The 18921-nt window shown below is 47.2% G+C and carries 17 protein-coding genes; 6 read left to right on the top strand and 11 right to left on the bottom strand.

What is annotated here, in order from left to right; all coding sequences use genetic code 11:
* Window positions 1–435 precede the first annotated feature (435 nt).
* Window positions 436–852 carry a sensory rhodopsin transducer gene (locus NZ043_RS12910; RefSeq protein WP_339312085.1) on the top strand — a complete coding sequence of 139 codons (417 nt, stop codon included), beginning with the start codon at window positions 436–438 and terminating at the stop codon, window positions 850–852.
* 86 nt (window positions 853–938) lie between these two features.
* Here NZ043_RS12910 and NZ043_RS12915 read toward each other — a convergent pair whose 3' ends face one another.
* The 4 genes from NZ043_RS12915 to NZ043_RS12930 all read right to left on the bottom strand — a co-directional run bounded on the left by NZ043_RS12915 (window position 939) and on the right by NZ043_RS12930 (window position 5804).
* Window positions 939–2096, bottom strand: coding sequence for a Ger(x)C family spore germination protein (locus tag NZ043_RS12915; RefSeq protein WP_339312087.1), 1158 nt, complete (start codon window positions 2094–2096; stop codon window positions 939–941).
* Window positions 2093–3562 (bottom strand): spore germination protein, encoded by a 1470-nt coding sequence (locus tag NZ043_RS12920; protein ID WP_339312089.1) that lies wholly within the window; start codon window positions 3560–3562, stop codon window positions 2093–2095. The genes NZ043_RS12915 and NZ043_RS12920 overlap by 4 nt, the downstream gene beginning before the upstream one ends.
* Complete coding sequence (locus tag NZ043_RS12925) at window positions 3543–4649, bottom strand: endospore germination permease (protein ID WP_133387485.1); 1107 nt, start codon at window positions 4647–4649, stop codon at window positions 3543–3545. Before NZ043_RS12925 ends, NZ043_RS12920 begins: the two co-directional genes overlap by 20 nt.
* A 207-nt stretch (window positions 4650–4856) precedes the next feature.
* Window positions 4857–5804 carry a DMT family transporter gene (locus NZ043_RS12930; protein ID WP_133387486.1) on the bottom strand — a complete coding sequence of 316 codons (948 nt, stop codon included), beginning with the start codon at window positions 5802–5804 and terminating at the stop codon, window positions 4857–4859.
* A gap of 167 nt (window positions 5805–5971) precedes the next feature.
* Here NZ043_RS12930 and NZ043_RS12935 point away from each other — a divergent pair, with 167 nt between their 5' ends.
* Window positions 5972–7357, top strand: coding sequence for a PLP-dependent aminotransferase family protein (locus NZ043_RS12935; RefSeq protein ID WP_133387487.1), 1386 nt, complete (start codon window positions 5972–5974; stop codon window positions 7355–7357).
* 211 nt (window positions 7358–7568) lie between these two features.
* Here the strand turns inward: NZ043_RS12935 and NZ043_RS12940 are convergent, their stop codons facing one another.
* Window positions 7569–8888 carry a glutamate-1-semialdehyde 2,1-aminomutase gene (locus NZ043_RS12940; protein WP_091039057.1) on the bottom strand — a complete coding sequence of 440 codons (1320 nt, stop codon included), beginning with the start codon at window positions 8886–8888 and terminating at the stop codon, window positions 7569–7571.
* A 130-nt stretch (window positions 8889–9018) separates the two neighbouring features.
* Window positions 9019–10062, bottom strand: a complete 1044-nt coding sequence (locus NZ043_RS12945) for an LCP family protein (RefSeq protein ID WP_047841428.1) — start codon at window positions 10060–10062, stop codon at window positions 9019–9021.
* A 213-nt stretch (window positions 10063–10275) separates the two neighbouring features.
* Between NZ043_RS12945 and NZ043_RS12950 the strand changes: the two genes are divergently transcribed.
* From NZ043_RS12950 to bcp, 4 genes are read left to right on the top strand one after another with little or no spacing between them, the layout of a single operon-like run.
* Window positions 10276–11322: an ABC transporter ATP-binding protein gene (locus NZ043_RS12950; RefSeq protein WP_036614079.1), complete on the top strand. Its 1047-nt coding sequence runs from the start codon at window positions 10276–10278 to the stop codon at window positions 11320–11322.
* 1 nt (window position 11323) lies between these two features.
* Window positions 11324–12118, top strand: a complete 795-nt coding sequence (locus tag NZ043_RS12955; protein WP_062837592.1) for an ABC-2 family transporter protein — start codon at window positions 11324–11326, stop codon at window positions 12116–12118.
* A 5-nt stretch (window positions 12119–12123) separates the two neighbouring features.
* Window positions 12124–12909, top strand: coding sequence for an ABC-2 family transporter protein (locus tag NZ043_RS12960; RefSeq protein ID WP_076333833.1), 786 nt, complete (start codon window positions 12124–12126; stop codon window positions 12907–12909).
* Between the two features lie 45 nt (window positions 12910–12954).
* The gene (bcp, locus tag NZ043_RS12965) at window positions 12955–13419 is read left to right on the top strand and encodes a thioredoxin-dependent thiol peroxidase (protein WP_091039060.1); all 465 of its coding nucleotides are present in this window, start codon (window positions 12955–12957) and stop codon (window positions 13417–13419) included.
* 91 nt (window positions 13420–13510) lie between these two features.
* On the opposite strand, the gene NZ043_RS12970 is transcribed toward bcp, so the two are convergent.
* The 5 genes from NZ043_RS12970 to NZ043_RS12990 form a co-directional block, all read right to left on the bottom strand.
* Window positions 13511–14638, bottom strand: a complete 1128-nt coding sequence (locus tag NZ043_RS12970) for an endospore germination permease (protein WP_091039062.1) — start codon at window positions 14636–14638, stop codon at window positions 13511–13513.
* 95 nt (window positions 14639–14733) lie between these two features.
* Window positions 14734–15858, bottom strand: a complete 1125-nt coding sequence (locus NZ043_RS12975; protein WP_091039064.1) for an endospore germination permease — start codon at window positions 15856–15858, stop codon at window positions 14734–14736.
* An 18-nt stretch (window positions 15859–15876) separates the two neighbouring features.
* Window positions 15877–16113, bottom strand: coding sequence for a hypothetical protein (locus NZ043_RS12980; protein ID WP_091039066.1), 237 nt, complete (start codon window positions 16111–16113; stop codon window positions 15877–15879).
* 6 nt (window positions 16114–16119) lie between these two features.
* On the bottom strand, window positions 16120–17322 hold the full coding sequence (locus tag NZ043_RS12985) for a Ger(x)C family spore germination protein (protein WP_091039068.1): 1203 nt from the start codon (window positions 17320–17322) through the stop codon (window positions 16120–16122).
* Window positions 17323–17342: 20 nt separating this feature from the next.
* A complete protein-coding gene (locus tag NZ043_RS12990; protein ID WP_091039069.1) occupies window positions 17343–18857 on the bottom strand; it encodes a spore germination protein in 1515 nt (504 codons plus the stop codon).
* Window positions 18858–18921: the final 64 nt, after the last annotated feature.

The following is an 18921-nucleotide window of genomic DNA, read 5'->3' on the forward strand; positions in this document are numbered from 1 at the left end:
GGAATCGGGTAGAGGGAGCGAAGCGTCCGCCTTTGGAGCGGGATTTCCCCTGCTGAGGGGAAATGAATAGAAATCCCGAGCCAACAGCGGCCCACAGCCCGATCCGCCCGCCGAAGCGACTGCCCTGCGAGCTATTCAGGGTTTAAAAGCTGTAGCGAGTTAAACAAAGTAACGAGCCAGCAAAAGTTGCCCAGCGAATAGCGAAGGCAATAATCTTTTAAAAAACAGGCGAGCGTAGCAGCGGAGGAGGGCGGAATCGGGTAGAGGGAGCGAAGCGTCCGCCTTTGGAGCGGGATTTCCCCTGCTGAGGGGGAATGAATAGAAATCCCGATTCAACAGCGGCCTGTAGCCCGATCCGCCCTTCGAAGCGACTGCCGCGCGAGCCCACGGATTTTTAACCTAAATTGCAATCGCAAAAAAGGAGGATGTATTTCAATGACACCTGACCAGACAGAATCAGGCACATCTGCCCGTAAGAATGTTTCAGCAGCTACAGGTCACACCTACTGGGTCATTCCAGATGGTTACATTCCCCCGGAGAGCCGGGGCACATTGGAGAGTCATGAGAGCATCTGTGTACTGAACACCAGTGCCACGGATGCGGAGCTGCACATCACGATTTATTTTGAAGACAGAGAACCACTCGAAGGTATGGTCGCTGAAGTGCCAGCGAGAAGGACAAAGCATATTCGCACTGCATCGCTACGATCCGGGGAGCAGTCTATTCTACCGGGCGTACCTTATGCGATTACGGTTTCAAGCAACATCCCCGTTATCGTCCAGTACAGTCGTTTGGACACGACCCAGCCTGAATTGGCTTTGATGAGTGTCATGGCGTATCCATTAGGATAACTTCCCCAATCGACAGCATAGTTGGAGATGGTAAGAAGCCCCGTAACCTTTCATCCAATGCTGGTACGGGGCTTCTTTTGCTTCATTTATTCGCTGTATTTATACGTACTCGCATTTAGGATATCGACGTGAACCTCCACTTTTCCAAGCTTAAAACGTTTGAGTGGATCCGCCCGGTTGTAGACTTCCTGTTTCCATAAGGGAAGGTTGTGGCGATATAAGTGTTCCACAAGACCATAGGAATCAATCTTGCGTGACTTGGTTTTTTCGAACGTATCTCGGATTTGGGATTCGATTTGTTTCTCCGCTTCCTGTTCCATGGCATGTGGAGACCGAGGAGCCCCATGATCTTCGGTGATGGAGCTTTTGACCGAGGTAACCAGATCGAATGTGACGCCGTCTCCTTGTTTCCTTGCCTTGATTCTAGTCTTGGGATGACGAAGCATCAGGGTTAGATCAGGAGTCTTCCCACCATTTCCATACACGTACAATGGATATTGATGAACACGCTCATATTTTACGTATCTTGTACCATCTGTGTCTGCTCCTGCAACTCTACCCTGACTTTTGCCATTGGAAATGACATAAAACCCATCCATTCTAACAAGGGGGGGTGTTTTATCGCCGTTGAACCAGGTCTCGTTTCTCGTTGATACCGAGGGTAAAAGAACGACGGAAGCCGGCTCCCGTAGTCCATCGAGAAGCTGATGGAGCCGGATAGGTTCGAAACCGGAATGCTGTTTGTATAGCCTCATGGGCTCGAATAACTCAATCGTCTGGGCAGATTGGTTCAGCAGCGCAGATGGGGAGAGCACATCCGGAATGTTCTGCTCTGTCGCGTAAATCCAGGGTGTATATCTCAGTTGACCTGAATGCAGCAACGTATTAAATATATCCTCCAGCTTCCCTTCCAGAGCATTTTTCGATAAAACAATGGCTTTAACATGAGTCCAGAGCGTTTGCTGCTGTGACGTTTCATACAAGTCGTTAATAGCCATGCTCAGTGTTGAACCTTCGCCCCGTCCAATCCAGATATCCCTTGTTTCCCGGGAAGTTGGCGTTTCCTGTTTTGCAATACTGGAGAAGTCAATCAACTGGGCATACGCAATATATTGGTTGTCCACATAGTCTATTCCAATGGCCGTGATGAAGTTAATACTTTGCACCTCTTTGGAATCCCAGCATCCCGTTAGCAGGATCAAGCACCCCGCAAGTAGGCCACTCATGGACATCCATCTGGTCATGACCGTTTTCTCCAGCGAGTGGAATCTTGGGTGTGAAGTGCTTCTGGACGCTTGTTTTTTTTCATGGAAGGGGGCATGGATACGGCCTGAGTGAAGTCTCCTGGAATGTAGGGAGATACGGGTGACAGATAGGATACGCCATAACACTCCAACGATACGAGGTGTACCAACAGAGCGAACAGTCCGATCATAAATCCAAATAATCCAAGGATCGAAGAAATAATGAGCATTCCGATACGAATTTGTGCAGTAGCCCCGCTGAGCACGGTATTCACGAGAATATAGCTGGAGATGACTGAGATCGCTACCGTAACTATGATGGTGGGCGATGTAATCCCGGCACGAATGGCTGCATCCCCGATGATAAGTCCGCCGACCACGCTGACCGTCTGCCCTAACGCACGTGGTAACCGCCGACCGGCTTCGTTAAATAGCTCGAACATAAAAATCATTAAAAAGGCTTCCAGCGTCACCGGCATGGGCAGGCCCATTCTAGTACCAGCAATTGTAGCCAAGAGAGGTAGCGGAATCTGTTCCACATTGAAACTGGTCAGGCCGATGTAGAAGGCTGGGAAGAAACAGGCAATCAGCAGACCGGAAATACGCAAAATCCGTTCGAAGGTAACTATGAAAAAAGGTGTGCTTTTGTCTTCCGGGGACTTCAACTGATTGAAAAGTGTAGTTGGTGCGATGACCGCCACAGGAGAACCTTCAATGAGAACGGCAAAACGTCCATTTAACAGGGAATCGACGACAAAATCAGGACGTTCAGTATTATCTGTGAGTGGAAAAATACTCCGAATCCCTCCCATGACAGCTCGCTCCATGATTGAGGTACCCAGAATGCCGTCAATCTCAATCTGATCCAGATTGTGTTGTGCTTCTTTCAGAATGTCTGGATTAATAATATCTTTTACATATAGAAGTCCAATGGCAGTTTGGGTACGACCACCTTTGACATATTTCTCATAACACATCGAAGATGTTTTCATTCGTTTGCGAATAAGGGCCACGTTGGTAGTGAGTTCTTCGGTGAATCCATCGCGCGGGCCTTTAACTGATGTTTCAATGGCTGATTCTTCTGGACTGCGTCCCGGGATATCAGCGATATCCAGACTGCAGGCCTGCACACCATTACCAAAAATGATCAGTAGTTGTCCACTAAAAATCAACATATTAAGCTTGTTAGTATCTGTGAGGTCATCCAACGGATTCAATGTTAATCCCAGTTCTTTAGGATGTGATTCCTCTATGATCAGGGAGTGCTGTTCCAGACGGGGAATAATAAATTGGTTAATTTGTTTACCGTCGACGAGACCGTCGCAATAAAGCAGAATTACGGGTTGATCAGATTCGTCTTTAACAGGAAAGGTCTGAATAACGACATCTGCACATGGATTGAACTGCTCTTTCAAAGAGGCAAGCAGTGTTTCATGGGACGTGGTGTCAATCGCTTGATGCTCCATGATGTTTCCTCCTCTGATGGCGTGAATGGATAAAGGCAACCGTCGTCGCGATAATCGCAAGTCCGCTCAGATACACGAGATTGAACGGAAATATGTATTCGACCAGAAGCTTTTCGAAGGTCATATCATCCAGAGGATACAACATGGTTAGAATAAAGAAGACACCTAACGAGATACAACTGATAAGCCTTCTGGTAGAGCTCTTAATATTCCATATTTCTACTACAATATACATGGCGAGACTAATCCGGGTGAACGAGCCTGCGAGCCACTGGTAGATGGAAAAGAAGTCGGTCTGGGCGATGTACTTGCCCAAGGAGGCAATTCGCCATTCTTCAAAGGCGGGATATCGCATTTTGGCAGCCTCAAAAGGATCGAATTCCACAATCGCCCCGATGAGTGGGCCGACTGTTAGTCCCACAAGAATGAGTGCGAGCATCAGATACTGCCATACACGTATACGTTTAGTGAGATGAGGCTGGATATACCAGATGAACAGCAGTTCAAACATGCCTGCAAGACTGTAAATCATGCCATTCAGCACCGGATGCCAGCCATGTTCTAACACAGGCAGGAGACGACTGTAATCCTTGTATTGAGTGTTCACAATTGCAACATAGAAGCCCAGCAGTACCACCAGTGGAAGGATCAATCCTGCCGTAAATGCCAGTGAGCGGATGCCTTTATATGCCCCATAGGCACAGAGAGACATGAGGGCAATACTGGTTACCAGAATTGGCGTTTCTGTCAGGTAATTTGTTTTGGCCCAAGTCGTGGTATCGTGCAGGGTGAAATAGATTACGCTCAGAAAAAAGAGACTGTTCCCAACTCGAAATAACATGCCAATGGGCTTGCCGAGACGGGATGTTAACCATTCATGCAGGGTTTGATGCTGGAGGAAACGAGAGACATAAGCGAGCATTAGCGCAAATATCAGAAATGGTCCGGCTGATAGCAGGACGGAAATCCAAGAATCCCTTTTGGCCGCAGCCAAAAGGGCAGGAATAATCAGAACATGGCTGATCAAGCCAACGGACAACATGATCAACATCATAGCTTGTAAAAAAGAAGGTTGTGTTCGTTTCATGCTGAGGGGTCTCCTTTTCCCGATAGACTGTCCTCAGCAGTGTTAACGGGATTGGAGCGCTTCATACTGTCAGTCAAAATAACGAATACCCATGGCTTCTCTTACCTCTAACATCGTTTCCAGGGCCGCTCTCCAGTCAAAATGCGGGGTTCGGGGAGGATGGCAGCGTATAACTCGTTGAACCGGCGAACCAACTTCATCGCTGTCTCAATATGGGGAATCTGACTTGATCCCAGTGACCAGCCTATGTTTGCGACCGCTCATATTGGTGCCAAGCACACCAGCAATAATCAACAATGCACCAATATAGTGGTAGCTACCCACTGGTTCATGCAGTATCCATGCACCTCCTACGATGGAGATGAGCGTGGACAGATTGCTGAATACACTCATTTGCGAAGCCTCCAGATGGGTCAGGGCATAGCTCGCAAGCAGGGTAGAGATCATGGTGGAGAGGATCGCCAGATAAGCGAGCGCACCCAGATAGGATGTATCTCCAAGCGGTTTGATGTAGTCCATCATGGAACCGCTGGACGCATGTCGGATCAGGGAAGCGGCGTTGAATACAATACAGCCAACCATCAGTGTGACCCATGTTAATTCCATTGGTTTGTACTTCTGGGTTAATGGTCTTGCAAGCACACCATACCCTGCAAAACAGACCGTGGATAACAGCAATAATGCAATGCCCTTCAGGTTACCTATAGACATGCCGCTTCCTTGCATTATGAAAATAAAGACCACTCCAGCAACAGACAGAAGCAGGAACAGCTTCTGCATCGTGGATGTGCGTTCCTTCAGGAAGACTGAAGCGAGAACGAGTGTGAATACAGGGGCCATGGCCTGAATAATACCGGCTTCCGATGAGTTGGAAGATACAAGCCCAAAGGCTTGAAAGGCAAAAAATAAGACGGGAGATAACAGCCCCAGTGGAATGATTCGCCACAGATCACGAAGGCTCAGTCGGATTTTGATCCAGCCAAAAATGACAGGAATGCTAACAACGATCAGCGACAGGGCGAATCGGTGGGCAAGGACATCAATTGGATGTGCAACAGTGACGGTCATTTTAACAAATAAAAAAGATAGACCGATAATAGCTGCGTACAATACAGCTGCGATATAAGCGTATCCCCGAGTGTGTGTTGTGTTCATAAATGCTCCTCCAATACAGTAGTCATAGCGCTTTATCTTTCATTATCCTGAATTATGTCAGGTTTGAGGCATGTGCTGGACTTATTCAATATACTGCCGGGTGCATCGTGCTACAATAGATAAAAGGTTTAACTGTATCGGTACAATTGTGGGAGAGGGATGGGTGCGTGAAAAAATACGAAGTGATTGCCGAAGCATTAAAGCAATGGATTCAGGAACAGATGCAGCAGCAGGATCGTCGCCAGTGGGCAGATAAGGGCATCCGTCTTCCAGCCGTTCGAGTTGTAGCAGAACAATATCAATGCAGTATAAGTACAGCGATTCGTGCATATGAGTGGCTGGAGCAACGGCATTTGGTGTACGCCATACCTCAATCTGGCTATTATGCCGTTCAGAACGGGACAGGTGCTCAGGACATGGACTGGCAGGGAGCGTTGGACTTTGCTTCAGCTGCTCCCGATCCAAGGGTGTTCCCTTATGCAGACTTTCGTCATTGTGTGGATCAGGCGATGGAGAAGAAACAGGCAGAGTTATTTATGTATGGCACGGATCAGGGATTACCTTCGCTTATCATGCTGTTGCAGAAGCAGTTTGCGGATTATCAGGTGTTTGCGAGAACGGAGCAGTTCTTTATCACATCAGGTGTGCAACAGGCACTGGCTGTTCTTGCATTGATGCCTTTTCCTAATGGAAAGAGAAAAGTACTGCTTGAACTACCGACCTATCACAATATGCCCTCGCTACTGAGTGGATTAAATGTGCCGATTGCCGGTGTGAGACGTGCCCTGGATGGGCTGGACTGGGCATCGCTTGAACGTCAGTTCGCTGAGGAAGATATCAAGTTTTTCTATGTCATGCCGCGCTTTCACAATCCGATTGGCACATCGTTGACTGTTGCTGAGAAAAAGAAACTGATCCGGCTTGCACAGCGGTACGATGTCTATCTGGTGGAGGACGATTATCTGGCTGATCTGGAGGACAATACGAAACAGGACCCGTTATGGTCCTATGATACCGAAGGCCGGGTCATCTATCTGAAGAGTTACTCCAAAATTTTGTTTCCAGGTCTGCGCATTGGTGTAGCTGTTCTGCCCTCACCACTAATTCAATCTTTTGGGGCTTACAAAAAAATGCTCGATATCGACACTTCCGTTCTGTCTCAAGCTGCGCTGGAGATCTATGTCCACAGCGGAATGTTTGCTCATCACAGGAAAGTGATTCGTAACCGCTATGCTGCCCGGATGCACACGGTGCATGAGCAACTGGACACATATCCAGACTTTGCTCCGTTTATGGACGCTCCTCGAACAGGTGGGGAGCATACCGTATTGCCTTTGGCGGGTGATATGCCGCTTCGTGTTCTGCTGTCCCGGCTTCAAAAGCACGGAGTCATCGTTGATACGACAGAACGGTATTATCCGGAGGGAACATATCAGGCGCATCAGGATCAGATGCTGCGCTTGAACATCTCCAATGTGCCGAAGCAGCGAATCGAGGAAGGGATACAGAAGATCCGGGAGGAAATTTTGAAACTTCAGATTAGTCAGAGATAAAGACAAACCTATAACAGCTAGGCCATTACAATAAAATGCATATAGATGTTGCACATAGCATCTATCTAGCCGTATGTGACCACTCACCACTGTCCGTATATAACAAAAGGCGTCCACACAAGTTGATCACTTGTTGGACGCCTTTTCCATGAGTTGTTAATCCATCGACCATACAGCTTGTACGCTATATTGTGAATGGGAATAATCCGATTTATTCCTGAGCCATCGCCTTGAAGGAAGCTTCTGCGGCTTCCAATGTAGCCTGAACATCCTCGTCTGTATGGGCCGTGGTCAGGAACCAAGCCTCATATTTGGATGGAGCCAGGTTAATGCCACGGTTCAGCATGTGACGGAAGAAGGAAGCAAACAGCTCTCCATCCGTGTCTTGAGCATGATCATAATTCGTAACCGGATGGTCACAGAAATGGGTGGAGAACGCACCGCGGATCCGGTTGATCGTCAGTGCAATTCCATGACGGTCAGCAGAAGCTTGCAGACCTGCCGTCAGGTCGATAGCAAGACGTTCCATCTCTTCGTATACACCCTCGCCTTGCAGGACCTCCAGACATGCGATACCAGCTGAGATGGATGCAGGGTTACCAGCCATCGTTCCCGCCTGATAAGCCGGTCCGAGTGGGGCAACCTGCTCCATAACGTGTTTGCGTCCACCGTAAGCACCGATTGGCAGGCCCCCACCAATAATTTTACCAAGAGCCGTCAGATCCGGTTCAATCTCCGCATGATTATCGAGTCCGACATACGTCTGAGTAGAACCGTAATGGAAACGGAAAGCCGTAATGACTTCGTCATAGATCACCAATGAGCCGTTAGCCCGTGTCATGGCACAGAGGCCTTCCAGGAAGCCAGGCTCCGGCATAACCATACCGAAGTTCCCAACGATCGGCTCAACCATGACTGCGGCAACATCATCACCCCAGCGCTCCAAAGCATCCTTCAGGGCTTCCAGATCATTGTAAGGCACAGTAATGACTTCTTGTGCAATACTGGCTGGAACTCCCGCACTGTCAGGAATTCCGAGCGTAGAAGGGCCAGAACCGGCAGCCACAAGCACCAGATCCGAGTGACCGTGGTAACATCCGGCGAATTTTACAATCTTATTGCGTTTGGTGTAGGCACGAGCGACCCGAATCGTAGTCATGACCGCCTCCGTACCGGAGTTTACAAAGCGCACTTTATCCATGGAAGGAATGGCTTCCTTCAGCATTTTGGCAAGCTTGATCTCAAGCTCTGTTGGGGTACCGTAAAGTACACCATTTGCTGCCGCTTCTGTAATGGCCTGCGTAATATGAGGGTGGGCATGTCCTGTAACAATCGGACCGTAAGCGGCCAGATAATCAATATAACGGTTGTCATCGACATCCCAGAAGTGGGCCCCTTGGGCTTTTTTCATAAATACAGGTGCACCGCCACCAACGGCTTTAAACGACCGTGAAGGGCTGTTAACACCTCCTACAATATGTTCAAGTGCTTCTGCGTATAAAAGTTCGGATCGGGAACGTGATGTATTCATAAGATAACTTCCTTTCGTAATGCATAATATGATAAAGGTACAAGCCACAGAAAGATATGATGATTTTCTCATAATAGTATAGCCGGGCACAACGAGAGGGCAGCGAATGGCTGCCCTCTGCATGTTTAGATTACTGAGCCGGTTGCTCTGACTTCTGATCGTCACCACTGGCTGTTTTATCTTCGGTGCTGGTCGTACTATCATCCGTTGTAGCAGGCGGGTGAATAATATCCTGAATATGCTGCTTCAATTTCTCTTCGTTGGTAACCGTCAATACTTGCGCACCGCCTGCTGTACGTTCTTCTTTCAGCAGGTTCATTGGCGGAATTTGCTCACTGCCGTTCATGCTGCTCTGGTATCCAAGTCCACCCAGCTTCCACATGTCGGAGAGTGTCAGATTTGTATCTACGTAAGGATTAACCTGTTCCAGAATGGCAGGCAGTTTGGCAATGGTAGTGGTTGACTGCATTTTCGCTGTTACAGCTTTCAGCAACTCACGCTGACGCTCGGACCGAGCGAAATCCGACATCGCATCATGACGGAAACGAACGTACATGAGCGCTGTCTCGCCATCCAAATGCTGATATCCTTTTTTGAGATCAATATCGTATTCGTTATTGTCTGCTTTACTTGTATAGTGCATGTCTTTCTCCACATCAAAATCAACACCGCCAACGGCATCCACCAATTTGATGAATCCCTGGAAATCCGTATACACATAATACTGTACAGGAATGCCGAGCAGGTCGCCGGCAGCTTGCATCGCTGCATTAGGACCATGGGTGATAGCGGTGTTGATCCGCTCCTTGCCATATCCGTCAATATTGACGTAAGTGTCGCGCAGAATGGAGAACAGATTGATTTTTTTGGTAAGTGGGTCGAGCGATACAACCATCATGCTGTCGGAGCGAGGAACTTCACCTTTTTTCAATCCACGTGCATCGACACCCATAACGAGAATATTTACCGTTTCTGTGCCTTCCCATTTGGGTGGGTCAGGAGTATTTACTTTCTCCACATTTTCGATGCCTGCAAATGGTGAATCGTCGCCGTCCTTTGCCAAACCGTCCAACTGATTGAGAATAGAACCGAAATAATATGCCGCTGCTCCTCCAATAATTAACACGAAGGCGGCAAGAGATATCCATATGGTTCTCTTCGTCTTTCTGGTCATGCTAGCTCTCCTTTGTATTTGAGATGAAATAAAAAAACGAGTTCGAGTATTCAAGTAAGATGTAGTCGAAGCTTTCCGTACACGTCTTTTCCCAACATACAGGGCAGGACGCAGCTCCAGACTATTTTAAAGCTTGCTGAATTTTGACTGATACCATTATAATTTCTTTTTGGGCTACAAGCAATTTCAACAAAATCCAAGTGAGGTATAATCATGCTGGCGATTGATGTCAAAGATTTGCGCAAGTCGTTTAGCGTCCAGAAAAGCCGAGGTGGGCTGAAGGGCGCGTTCCAGGACCTGTTTGCACGTCAATACCAGGAGGTATTGGCTGTAAATGATATTTCATTTCAGATTCCGCAGGGCGAAATATGCGGATATATTGGGGAGAACGGTGCCGGTAAATCAACAACGATCAAGATGTTGACCGGCATTTTGGTGCCTACTTCAGGGCAAATATCGGTTGGTGGATATGTTCCGTATCAGGAACGTGAGAAGTTTGTACAGAATATTGGTGTTGTTTTTGGTCAGCGCAGTCAATTGTGGTGGGACATTGGCGTTATCGAATCCTTCCATTTATTGCGTAAAGTATATCGTGTAGGAGAGGTCGATTTCCGTAAACGGCTGGATGAACTGGTTGAGCGATTGCAGCTGCAGGACCTGTTAAGCCGTCCGGTGCGGAAGCTCAGTCTTGGTCAGCGTATGCGCTGCGAGTTAGTGGCAGCATTGTTGCACAACCCGAGTATTGTTTTCCTGGACGAGCCAACTATTGGTTTGGATATTGTGGTGAAGTCGGAAATTCGGGATTTCTTGAAAGACATGAACAAGGAGCATGGAACGACCATTCTGCTCACAACCCACGATTTGCAGGACATTGAGGCACTGTGTTCCCGGGTCATCATGCTTGATGCAGGCAACATCATTTATGATGGAGGTCTGGATCATCTCAAGTCCCAGTGGGGTAAGGAGCGGGAGATCCGCTTCAAGTTTGGTTCAGCTCACAATATTAGTCAGATGCAGGAATGGACTGCTGCTTTGCCTGTACGTTGGACGGTTGAGAATGAATTGTCCGCATCCGTATGGATTCCGCTGGAACTGAACGTTTCGGATGTACTCGGACGTGTCGTTGGACAAGCCGATATTACCGATATTCAGATTATTGAGATCAACACGGATGAGATTGTGCGCAGTATTTACCAATCCGGTTCCGCCGAGCGTCCCGAGATTGTGGGAGCAGGGAAAGAAGCGGTGGGTGTATCCTGAGATGAATAGTGCATTTATTGATTTTATGCGCATCCGTTTTTTAACGATGCTGGCATACCGGGTGAATTATTACTCCGGCATTTTGATATATACGCTGAATATCGGCGTGTATTACTTTACCTGGCAAGCCATTTACGGTAGCAGTGGTGAACTCGGCGGCTTCACTGCAGCGCAGATGACCACTTACATCGCTGTATCCTGGATGGCACGTGCCTTTTACTTTAACAACCTGGACCGGGAGATTGCCGCAGACATACGGGATGGCTCCATTGCGATTCAATTCATCAGGCCGATCAATTACGTTATGGTCAAAATGATGCAAGGGCTTGGCGAAGGCATTTTCCGCTTCCTGCTGCTCATGATTCCGGGGATGCTCATTGCCATTCTGCTGTTCCCGGTTGAACTGCCTACGGCGCCATCCGCTTGGATTGGCTTTCTTGTCATGCTGTTCTTCAGTTTCCTCATTAATTCCCAGATTAATGTGATAACGGGACTGGCGGCATTCTTTGTGGAAAACAACGAAGGCATGATGCGTATGAAACGTGTCGTAGTTGATTTGTTCTCCGGTCTAATCATCCCGATCAGCCTGTATCCAGGCTGGATGTCCGCGGTGATGAAGGTATTGCCTTTTCAGGCCATTACGTATCTGCCTGGTTCCGTGTTCACTGGAAGAGTGGAAGGTACCGCCATCTGGAATGTACTCGGTATTCAGGTGTTCTGGTTTGCCGTACTGCTGCTTCCGATGGTATTGATCTGGCGTAAGGCGCGCAAGCGTCTGTTCGTGCAAGGGGGATAACAGATATGTACTATATGGGTCTGATCTGGGAATATTTGAAGAATTACATGAAAACACGACTCACGTACCGTGCCGATTTCTGGGTGGAGATCCTATCGGATCTGCTGTTCCAGGCAACCAACCTGATCTTTATCTTTGTGGTCTTCCGCCACACGGATAACCTGGGCGGTTGGAGTGAGAGTGAAGTGCTCTTTGTTTATGGATATTTTATGGTGCCCTATGGCATCTTCAGTTGTTTTATCAATCTGTGGGGATTCAGCGAGCGGTACATCGTCAAAGGTGAGATGGATCGGATCCTGACACGCCCTGCACATAACCTGTTCCAGATATTGCTTGAAAATGTGGACCCGCCTGCACTCGTGGGCTCGTTTATCGGCTTGATCATCATGATCTTCAGCGGAGCAGAGATGGGTCTGATGCTGGAGTGGTGGCATATCCCTGCCTTAATTATATTGGCACTCAGCTCAGTCATGATCTATGCAGGCATCTATACCACATTGACTTCACTATCCTTTTATTCGGACGCGCCAACAGGTATCCTGCCGTTGATGTATAACATTCAAGGATATGGACGCTACCCGGTAACGATCTATAACCGTGCCATTCAGGTGCTGTTAACCTGGATCATTCCGTTTGCCTTCGTGGGGATCTATCCCGCAGCATTGTTCCTGGAAAGGTCCGAGATGCATCGTATGGCGCTCCTCACACCTGTGATGGGACTGGTGTTTGGTTCCATGGGCTTGCTTCTTTGGAATTATGGTGTGAAGCGGTATCGCGGAGCAGGTTCATAATAACGCCCTATAGCAATTCATGGGGGAGATTAGGGAGGAACTGACATGACGTTAAATGTAGGCGAATTGGCACCGGATTTTGAACTTCCGTCCAGTACGGGAGAATCGGTAAAGCTTTCGGATTACCGCGGACAGCGGGTACTGCTTTATTTTTACCCCAAGGATATGACTTCGTCCTGTACGCAACAGGCTTGTGATTTCCGGGATCGACATGCTGAATTTGAAGGGCTGAACACAGTCATTCTCGGAATCAGCACCGATCCGATGAAACAACATGACAAGTTTATTGCCAAGTATGGTCTGCCGTTCACATTGTTATCGGATGAAGAGCATGTCGTAGCTGAGCAATACGGGGTATGGCAGCTGAAGAAAATGTATGGCAAGGAGTACATGGGTATGGTTCGCTCCACTTTTCTGATTGATGAAGAGGGGAAATTGATCAAGGACTGGTCCAAAGTTCGGGTCAAAGGACATATCGAGTCTGCGCTTGAGGCTTTGAACACATTGTAATTAATGATTTAGACATGTGTGAATAAATACATCTTAACCGTTTCATCATTAAAGGCTGTGTTTCGCGGAATTAACCGTGAACACAGCCTTTTTAGGTGGGCAATCGTTTTTGATTGGATGAATTGTTCTTGCTCTTGCCAGAACGAAGCCGATGCACGAGCAGAAGGAATAGCGGAATAATAAAACTTACCGTGATATCCCAATCCACCCAAGCGGGCATGATCGTATTGGTGTAGAAAATGACATTGGGAGAAATCAGTACAGCTAACGCGAATAATAACATCGCTGATGGCAGGATGAGCGGTTTGTATGTCTTTAACCGAAATAGCTGAGCTGTTCCAACGACAAACGAGAACATATACAGCAGGCTTTTGAAATAGGTAGCAATTAACCAAGCAGTCGCCATGAACGCCTCAATTCGTTCGAAAAAGTTGCCGATATTAATTTTCTGGGACAGGGTATAGGAGATATAGATCTCATGTTGGGTAAGAAAGGGTCCAAAAACCATGAGCGAAATGAGCAAAAGTGTAGTTAGCAGTAACCCTCCACATAAGGTGGCGAGTAACATGTCACGTTTGATATGAGGCCCGGACATCACATAAGGAAGAACCATGGTGATTACGATGAGTTCACCAAAGGAAGTAAATGCTCCCCGAATGATGGAATGAACCAGATGGAGCCAAGGGATGTTCAAGTAAGGTTGCAGATGTGAACTGTTTACTTTGGGCATCAGCCCCAGAAACAACAAAATCATAAAGGCAATAACGATGGGGGTCAGCAGTTCACTGCTACTTCCTATTGTATGCAAGCCATGCATAAGCCCCCAGACCAGAGCGCACATAAGGATAATTAGGATGACCCGGATGGGGGTCTGAAGGTAGATCTGTGTGGTCATAAAGTCACCGACTTCACGGATACATATGACAGCGCCTATGGCGAAATAAAATAGATATGCAGCTGCCAAAACAGACCCTGCCCACCGGCCAAGTATTTTTTGGCAGATTTCAATAAGGGAAAGATCAGGATACGTCTGATGAAGTTTATATAGCACCCACATGATGAGTATGCCGATCGGTTGACCGATAAGAGAACAGATCCACGCATCCTGTTGACCCGAAGCAGTAACCACGGAGGGATAGAGTAGAATCATGTCCCCAATCATGACGAGAAAGGTAAGGACTGTAAATTGCCTAATGGTGATTTTCTCCTTAATTAACATAGACACCGTTCTCCTTCTCTATATTAGGCATGGATGATATTCATGAATGAACCATTTTTCCATCCACACCAGGCTCCTTCCCCCAAAAAAAGCACTCATTCCTGAGAGGCATTGTTTGGAGTAACCGATGATTTTCTGTAAGACTTGAGCAATTGTATCAGCAGAAGACAGCCTGGCAGAATGATCCCCAGTGTGGTATCCCAGTCTACCCAATATGGAACAATGGTGATCACGATAAAAGTAATGTTTGGTGAGATCAGATTCGCTAATCCGAACACAAGTATGGACGCAGGGAGTACCAGTATCTGATACTGCTTAAGCTTGAACAGTTCTGCACAACCAACAATAAAAGCGTATAAGTATATCATCGCTTTGAAGTACGTCGAGATCAGCCAAGAAGAAGCCATAATAGCTTCAATACGTTCAAAAAAGCTCCCAATACTGATTTTCTGGGACAAAACAAAAGAAGCATATATGTTATGTTGCGTAAGAAAGGCACCCAAGACCAGCAGCGATATGGTAACGAGCGTTGCCAATACCAAGCTGCCTAAACCAGCTGCAATAATTACGTCCCGTGTTCGATGAGCCTGCTTGGCAACATAGGGCAGTATCATCATGATGGGAACGACTTCACCGATCGGATATATAATGCTTACCAGAATGCCTTGCGAGATAGAGACAACACCCGTATCACTTACTGGCTTCAAATTTCTAGTATCAATCTGAGGAAGCAGGCAGACTGCAAGGACGACAATAAACACAATAACGACGGGCATCAGTAGTTCACTACTTCGCCCCATCGCCTCTAATCCGTGAGACACTCCCCAGGCGATCACGATGACGAACATCAGAATGATGATGCGAATGGGAGTGTACGGGAAGATTTGAGTGGTCATGAAATCGCCGACTTCTCTCGTATGCGTGGAAGCACCGATAATGAAAAAGAACAGGTAGAGGCAGGAAAAGAAAGTACCTGGCCAGAACCCTAGAATGCTTCGTGTCATCTGCACCAGATTTTTTTCTGGGTGCATGCTACATAGCTTCAGGATCATGGCCATCAGTGCCATCCCCAGAGGAACGCCTATAAAAGCACAAATCCAGGAGTCTTGTTTGGCATAGGACGTGATGACCGAGGGGTAGATCAGCATCATATCCCCGACCACCATCATAAAGATGAGAGTGGTCAATTGTCTTGTTCCAAGGCGCCCCTGTTCCAGCATAATGGTCCTCTCCTTTTTCTAGGTTCCCGTCAGATGTGCCAAGAATTGATTAACAGGTTCATAGATCCACATGATGATATAGAGCGGACTGGGGAAGTCCCACAGGTTGGCTGCAATCACACTGAACCCTGTGGCTATGACGAGCATTCCGCTGCACACAGCTGTTTCCCTCCATTCCTTGCGGCGGATGAGACCTGGAAGATCAACCAAGCCTACGAGGCCCCCTATGACAATGACAGTAATTGTAATCAACATCCGGTCTCACTCCTTCAAATCCTCCTTGAATGAATCATCCAGTGTACCTACACGTTTGATCTGTACATTGGCTTCATACTTAACATCCAGATTCTCAAAATATTGATCCCAATCCTTTTCAATCTTTTTGAAAAATTTAGGATCGGCATGATACACTTCCTGACCGAATCCAAAAATGTCAATATGGAACTTTCGCCGCACTGAATTCACCGATTTTTCCATCAGTTCTATCAGTCGCTCCTCACTGTCCTTTTCCAACTCTTTGAGCGTTTTCATCGAACCAATTCTGATTCCGCACTCTACTGCACCAATGGAAGACACATTTTTGAGTTTGATGTGAATCACAGGCTGGTCGTTAATGACCTTTGCTTTTCGTTGGGTCTTGGTGCGGAGAGCTTTGAAAGTCACTTTTCCTCCCTTTCGGCAAGGCAGGTGACTGATAGTAGACACCACATTGTCACGGATGTAGTTGTATCCTTTCGATTCATCTTCCGTTAACCAGCCGATCAGTTTGTCCTTTTTGAAGATGCTTAATCCCGTAGAATTCAGATTGGCCGGAGATTTGATTGTCGCTATATTATCTTTGCTTCCGCTTATCGCTGAACTGCCAACAACCTCTACTCCGGTGATGACAGGCTGTATTCCGGGAGTTAGCATGTATTCCATTAACTGATCACCAGTTACCGTAGTAGTGGGAGACCAGGTTTTGGCAGATACGTCCAGAGAATTAAACATCTTCTCCGCAGGGATATTCTCAAGTGGGGTAAGCACGTTCAGTACTTTGGAAGCCGTTGTATTTCGTGCAACCATGACGTAATAATCGGGACGGACAGTAGGTTCTCGCATTAACGCTTCCATAACATCATAGATGCCCTCTTTGCGTGCATATTCTTCTCCGAACACCAGTACACGGATATGTGCCATGAATATGCGGCGTGGGCTTGTCTCGGTCAGCTTTTGAATCGCTTCAAACAGCGTGGACGCGGACGCTTCGTACAGCGTGACAGGAGTACCATTGCCTCCCCCTGATTTGGAGGATACTTCATTCGGCACGACGACCTGAGCACTCACTTTAATCAAATCGCCATCCTTGTCTACACCAAGACCCAGCATAATGCCAAGTTCATTCAATTCCTGGCGGTCCCAGCATCCGGTAAGGAGAGGGAACAGGAATACAATGCATACAATTAATCGGAAGCACTTGTTCATACGTTGTTCTCCTTACCGAATTAACGCTTCATTTTTTTGCTGGCTTGTCGGATTTTGTTCGGGGTACCCGTAGAGAATGGACGTGTTTTCATATGGGACCAGGGTACACGAAACAGCGTATCTTTCAGATCTTTCTGAATTAGAGGTGCAAAGGGGGACATATACGGTACGCCAAAAGAACGCAAGCTGCACAGGTGTGTAACCGTAATGAGCAGAACAATTAGAATACCGTAGAAACCAAAAGCTGCCGCGAGTATCATCAATACAAATCGCAAAATTCGGACAGAGATAGAAAGTCCATTCTCTGGAATGACATAACTGGATATGGCCGTTATGGAAACGATAATAACCATTGCGGCGGAGACAACTCCTGCATCTACGGCTGCTTGGCCAATCACCAGTGTTCCGACAATGGAAACGGCCTGACCGACCGTTTTCGGAATACGTATACCTGCTTCTCGCAAAATTTCATAGGTCAGTTCCATCAGTATGGCTTCAATGAATGCGGGAAAAGGAACGCCTTCACGTTGAGCTGCCAGACTAATGAGCATATTGGTGGGCAACATTTCCTGGTGAAAGGTGGTAATGGCAATATAGAAGGATGGAGCTAGTAAAGCGATAAAAAAGGACAGATAACGAATCAAGCGAATCAATGTGCTGATATCGGCCCGTTGATAGTAATCCTCCGGCGATTGGAAGAAATGCACGAACAAAGCTGGAACCAGCAGCACAAAAGGCGTACCGTCCACGATGATGGCTACTCTGCCCTCAAGCAAAGCAGCACAAACCGTATCTGGACGTTCACTATTGTAAACCGTGGGGAATAACGTTCTGGTTTCGTCTTGTACAAGTTCCTCGATATATCCACTCTCAAGGATACTGTCGATATCGATCTCATCGAGTCTTCGACGCAGTTCTTTTACAGTCTCCTGATCCACGATATGTTCCAGATAGAGCACAGCAACTCGGGTTTTGGTAACCCGACCTATTTCTCTTTCTTCGATCCAAAGATGAGGATTACGGATTCGTTTGCGGATCAATGATGTGTTGGTACGCAGGTTTTCGTTGAAGCCTTCCATAGGTCCCCGAACGACGGTTTGGGAGACAGGTTCTCCAACGGATCGATCTTCCCAGCCTGCTGCGCCAATCTTCATTCCTCGTTCAGATCCTTCAAGCAGTAAGATAGCTGATCCCGAAAGAAGTGCATTCATTACTTCATCCATATTATCGACCAGCAATACATCACTGGCGATCAGGATATCATTCTGGAGGTAGCTGAGATGTTCATCGTCTGCAGAGAATTCAGGGAGATCACGCTTTTGCAATAATGATTCCATGATGGAGTGATTCAGAATCTGCACATCCACTAATCCATCAATGTACAACATGACTGCAGGCCATTTATGTAAACACTGGAGAGGGCGCATCATCAAGTCGTTGCTGTTCCCCATCACTTGCTTGCAGTATTCCATATTTTCGCTTAGATCCGGAGAGATTTGCCTCTGATCTTGGCGTTCCAGCGACGATTCACTCATGCCTTCACCTCCCTATACACCCTATATTTTCAAGTTAGTATGACCTGGATGAATTCGGATTATC

Source organism: Paenibacillus sp. FSL k6-2145 (assembly GCF_037976585.1).
Lineage (GTDB): Bacteria > Bacillota > Bacilli > Paenibacillales > Paenibacillaceae > Paenibacillus.